The following is a 4,500-nucleotide window of genomic DNA, read 5'->3' as shown; positions in this document are numbered from 1 at the left end:
GACTCGGCCGTGAAGGTTTTGTATGCTTCAATTAATACAGCAGATGCCCCCGCGGGAGGACGACGGGTTTTTAAGTTTTTCACGCTTTACCACGGGTGGGTAATGATAGAGGCCCCTTGTGTTAAGAAGCTTTGAAAGGAACAAGGTGAATGAAAGAGAAGCATCAACTTTACAGCCATTAGGGGTTTATGCTTAAGTTGACGCCTAGGCGTCCCCGCGGGAATGATAATGTTTTTTAGAAATTAAGACGAGTTAGAGAAAAATGGAGAAACGAGGAAGGAAAAAATATGATAGCTCGAATTTTAGATGGGCGTGCTTGTGCAGAGAAAGTAAAAGCGCGCGTTAAAGAAAATATACGTTTGCTCCAGGAAAAGGGGTTACCTTCTCCGGGATTGGCGGTCATTTTGGTTGGTAACGATCCTGCCTCGGCTACTTACGTGGCCCACAAGGAACGTGCCTGTCAGGCAGTGGGTATTCGATCCACTGTTTATCGGATGCCGAATACGATTACAGAATCAGAATTAGCGTCAAAACTCGATGAATTCAACCGCGATTCGAATACTCATGGCATCCTATTGCAGTTACCGTTGCCAGCTCATATCGATCCTGCTAATTTGCTTGAACACATTCGACCAGATAAAGACATTGACGGTTTCCACCCTCATAATCTCGGCTGTCTAGTTCAACGTCGCCCCGTCTTGCGTCCTTGTACTCCTTATGGCGTGATGACGCTTTTAACAGAAACTCATGAAAACCTTGAGGGAAAGCATGCTGTCATCGTAGGCGCTTCAAATATCGTCGGGCGGCCGATGACTTTGGAATTGTTACTCGCCAAATGTACGGTAACGGTTTGTCATCGTTTCACGCAGGATTTAGCCGAGCATATCAAAAGCGCTGAGCTTTTGATTGTCGCTATTGGTAAACCGGGCATGATTCAAAGCGAATGGATTAAACCAGGCGCCATTGTCATTGATGTCGGCTTTAGTCGATTGAGCCCAAATAAAATAGCAGGTGATATTGATTTTGAAACGGCAAAAGAAAAAGCATCCTGGATCACCCCTGTTCCCGGTGGGGTCGGTCCCATGACCGTAGCCACCTTGTTGGAAAACACGCTTAAAGCCGCACAAACTTTTTTATACAAGTAAATAAAAAATAAGCTTCACCAAATAACATAACGAAGCCTATTTTTGATTACTTAACCGTTGACGTCAAAAAACAGCCCCCATCCCTCCTTTTAAGGTCTAGAGGCTGTTCACCAGAAACAACTACCTGATAAAATAACATTATTTAACTCTGTTAGATATTGAACAGGTAATTAACGGTTGCGTTAATGTCGCTAATTGCGACTCGTTCAGGGTTTCGTAGAACTCCTGAAAGGCGGTTAATCGCCGCCTCTCTGGATTTACTTCTATACAATGCGTAGCCATAACTAAGGTCAACAAAGACATTATTCATAAAATAATGCCCCCAACCGATACCAGCGATACCAGCGTTCAAGCGATTCTTCATAATACTAACTGAAACTGGAGCACGGCCAAAGAAGGTAGTTTTTCCCCACACCGTGGAATAACCAGCTTCCAAGTAAAGAGCGTTAGCTTCGTTTACTTTAATACCTGCTAACAGCATAGCAGTAAGGTGAGAACCTAAACGGGATCGATGAAAATAAAAAGATAAAGGTGCATCTACTGGGACGCTTCGTACATTATCGTACTGGTATTGAGCCTTGACGCCTGCTATCCACCTAGTCACTTGCGAAGGTATAACCCAATTCACCAACAGGACTAAATTGGGTTATTGAAGCAGAAACTGGGTGAAGCACGCGAACAACATCTTCCCATATAACAGATCTAATGGTTCTAACCTGATCACAGGTATAAGATTTATATCCAAAACCCAAACCGATATGAAAACCATTCATATTAATCATGGGGATATTAGGACCGCCAGCAAAGGCAGCAGCTAGCTAAGCTGCATAGTGCAGAAACGCCTATGGCGAGTTTCGTAGTTGTTTCCATGTCGAACTCTCCGTTTTCAACTAAAGTTAAAACAAAAATGGCCTATATTTTAGGCCTATATAGCTTTCCTCTAAAGCTATGAAATGAAGAATATCGATATCTTTTTTAAATGTCAACAATTAAATCCCATAAAATTATAAGAAGAATTCTGAAAGAAAAATTCTGAGTTTCTAATTGCTAATTGAGGATATTTAATGAAAAAAATGGGCATTAATTAAGCAATCCGTTTAATTAACGTGGCTTTTTTGGTCTTTATTTTATACTCTTTTTATACTCTTTATTTTATACTAATTAAGAATCCAATAAAGAATCTAATAATAACTCGTTTAACGCTTTCACAAAACTGGCAGGGTCTTTAAGCTGCTCCCCTTCAGCTAGGAGGGCTTGACTAAACAATAAATTGGCCCAACGATTAAAACGTGTTTTATCAGATTCATTTTTCACCCGCAAAATCAAAGGGTGCGATGGATTAATTTCTAAAATAGGTTTTGCCTGCATGAAATCTTGACCCGTTTGTATTAATAGTCTTTGCAAATGGCCACTCATTTCATTTTCATCAAAAACAACACACGTAGGTGAATCCGTTAATCGATGAGTAATACGCACATCCTTTATTTTTTCGCCTAAAATTTCTTTAAATTGTTTTAAAAGTTCATCAAAATCTTTTTCAAATTTTTCCGTTTCAACCTTTTCTTCTTTTTCAAGACCACCGAGATCTAAAGTCCCTTTTGCTATGGACTGCAAAGATTTGCCTTCAAATTCGTTAAGGTGAGCAACCAGCCACTCATCCACTTGATCGGACATAAGCAATACTTCGATGCCTTTTTTGCGAAAAACTTCTAGCAGAGGGCTATTTTTAGCGCTGGTATAAGTGTCTGCGACAATATAATAAATTTTATTTTGTTCCGGCTTCATACGACTAATATAGTCTTGCAAACTAACGTTTTGTTCATCCGTGTTATTATGAGTCGAGGCAAAGCGCAATAAACTAGCGACACGATCGCGATTAGCGAAATCTTCTGCTGGACCCTCTTTTAACACTCGACCGAAAGCTTTCCAAAAACGGGTATATTCTTCTTTGTCATTCTTCGCCAGATCTTCCAACAAACTTAAAATACGCTTCACACACCCGGCTTTTATTTTGTTAATGACTTCGTTGGACTGTAATAATTCACGCGAAATATTAAGGGGTAAATCGTTTGAATCAACAATACCTTTGACAAAACGCAGGTACATTGGCATAAAATGTTCGGCATCATCCATAATGAAAACACGCTTAACATAGAGTTTTAACCCGCGTTGCCCCTCGCGGTTCCAAAGATCAAAGGGTGCACGGGCTGGTATATACAATAGAGTGATGTATTCCAATTTACCTTCGACTTTATTGTGGACCCACGCTAATGGGTCTTCAAAATCGTGCGCAATGTGTTTATATAATTCTTTATATTCTTCGTCTTTAATTTTATCCTTCGGCAGCACCCACAAAGCGTTGGCGCGATTGACAACTTCTTCTTCGGCGGTTTCGTTTTTATCTTCATCGTCAGTACCAGTAGTTTTAATTTTTTTCATGACGATAGGCAATAAAATATGATCGGAATACTTGGTGATAATGGCGCGCAATCGCAAGGGATCAAGAAATTCTTCTTCACTTTCTTTCAGATGCAAAACAACTTCCGTGCCGCGCGTCGGTTTATCGATGTTTTTAAGGGTATATTCACCCTCTCCTGTCGATTCCCATTCCACCCCTTGCTCGGGTTTCATGCCAGCCCGTCGCGTGCGAACGACGACTCGATCAGCAACAATGAAAGCTGAATAAAACCCAACGCCAAATTGGCCGATCAATTGTGAGTTTTCCGCCTTCTTTTCGGCTAATAATTCTCGGAAGGCTCGCGTTCCTGATTTCGCTATCGTACCTAAATTTTCGATCACTTCTTCCCGGCTCATGCCAATTCCATTATCGCGAATGGTAATGGTGCGAGCGTTTTTATCGTAATCAATCCAAATTTTTAAGTCCGCATTATTTTCGTATAAAGCGGCATCGGAAAGTGCTTGGTAACGTAATTTATCGGCTGCATCAGAGGTGTTAGAAATTAACTCGCGAAGAAAAATTTCTTTGTTACTGTAAAGTGAGTGTGCTACCAATTGCAATAACTGCTTGGCTTCGGCTTCAAAGGATAGCGTTTCAACTTGGGGTTCTAAGGACATTGATGCAACTCCAGATTTGTAGGTTCTGATTCCCCTTATCTAGATATTGGGGGGGGGGGGGGAATTTCAAGGGTAACCTAAGTTACCTTTTATTTGAGTCAACAGGGCATCTCAATAATTCTGACTTTGAGGCTTGCGATCCAGTTATTTCCGCGCAGGCGGGGAAGCAAGGCGCGCCAAAGGCACGCTGCGCAACCTGTGCACTGGATTCCCGCCTGCAGAATGCCTAGGCGTCAACTTAAGCATAAACCCCTAATGGCTGTAAAGTTGATGCTTCTCT

2 protein-coding genes and 1 pseudogene are annotated in these 4,500 nt (G+C 41.4%); 1 reads left to right on the top strand and 2 read right to left on the bottom strand.

Annotated features, from left to right (window positions below; genetic code table 11):
• The first annotated feature begins 287 nt into the window (after positions 1-287).
• Positions 288-1,145 (top strand): bifunctional methylenetetrahydrofolate dehydrogenase/methenyltetrahydrofolate cyclohydrolase FolD, encoded by an 858-nt coding sequence (gene folD, locus OWO34_RS01345; protein WP_267256292.1) that lies wholly within the window; start codon positions 288-290, stop codon positions 1,143-1,145.
• A 151-nt stretch (positions 1,146-1,296) separates the two neighbouring features.
• Here folD and OWO34_RS01340 read toward each other — a convergent pair.
• A pseudogene (locus tag OWO34_RS01340) lies at positions 1,297-2,015 on the bottom strand (outer membrane protein).
• 291 nt (positions 2,016-2,306) lie between these two features.
• Positions 2,307-4,220, bottom strand: coding sequence for a molecular chaperone HtpG (gene htpG, locus OWO34_RS01335; protein ID WP_267256291.1), 1,914 nt, complete (start codon positions 4,218-4,220; stop codon positions 2,307-2,309).
• Positions 4,221-4,500: the final 280 nt, after the last annotated feature.

Origin of the sequence: Coxiella endosymbiont of Ornithodoros maritimus (assembly GCF_907164965.1) — a bacterium.
Classification (GTDB): Bacteria; Pseudomonadota; Gammaproteobacteria; order Coxiellales; family Coxiellaceae; genus Coxiella.
The sequence above is the reverse complement of the archived record's forward strand: the minus strand, read 5'-3'. Positions and strand labels throughout refer to the sequence as shown.

Bases quoted from the DNA above. Each gene is read 5' to 3' on its own strand.
- folD (WP_267256292.1), top strand. From the start codon at position 288: ATGATAGCTCGAATTTTAGATGGGCGTGCTTGTGCAGAGAAAGTAAAA.
- htpG (WP_267256291.1), bottom strand. From the start codon at position 4,220: ATGTCCTTAGAACCCCAAGTTGAAACGCTATCCTTTGAAGCCGAAGCC.